This window comes from Zoogloea sp. (assembly GCF_023150065.1).
In the GTDB taxonomy this organism is placed as follows: Bacteria; Pseudomonadota; Gammaproteobacteria; order Burkholderiales; family Rhodocyclaceae; genus Zoogloea.
This window is the reverse complement of sequence record NZ_JAKLLN010000175.1, coordinates 1-590: the sequence shown is the minus strand read 5'-3', so window position 1 is coordinate 590 and position 590 is coordinate 1. Positions and strand designations below refer to the sequence as shown.

General features: G+C 65.3%; 1 protein-coding gene. It reads right to left on the bottom strand.

Annotated elements, in window-relative coordinates; genetic code table 11:
* Positions 1-278: aldo/keto reductase (locus L6Q67_RS24120; protein ID WP_296576233.1), on the bottom strand; the 278-nt coding region annotated here is incomplete at its 3' end.
* Positions 279-590: the final 312 nt, after the last annotated feature.

Genomic DNA, 590 nt, shown 5'->3' with positions numbered 1-590 from the left:
TCGCGGGCGCCCTCGAAGCCGTGCCACTTGCGGTTGAACTTGGTGGTGACGAACACATCCTCGCGCTTGACGGACGCGCGGCGGATGCCCTCGCCCACGCCGCGCTCGTTCTCGTAGTTCTCGGCGGTGTCGATGAGCCGGTAGCCCATCGCGAGGGCGGCGGCCACGGTGGTGGCGGCTTCGGCGTCGTTCATCGGCCAGGTGCCCAGGCCGAGTTGCGGCATCTGGACGCCGTTGGCGAGGGTGAGGCTGGGGGCGGGCTTGATGATCTGGGTCATTCTTGTGGTCCGATACAGGGAAGGGACCGCAATCTTAGCCGGACCGCGGCGGCGATTCACCGTTTGACGGCAGCGGCAGCGCGAGACGCCGGGCCCGGGGTTGCGCCGGCGGCCCGCACAAAAAAAGAAACCCGGGCGCTTGCGGGCCCGGGTTAAATCCACACCAAAGGAGGAGGGTGGAGGAGACGATTCAATCTTAGATCAGCATTTGCTGCGGCGCAACATTCAGCGCACTGAATATTTCTATCGAATTATAAGGGCGCCCTATCGGCGCAGGCCTGGCGCCCCGTCAGCCTTCCGCCCGGTAGAGCA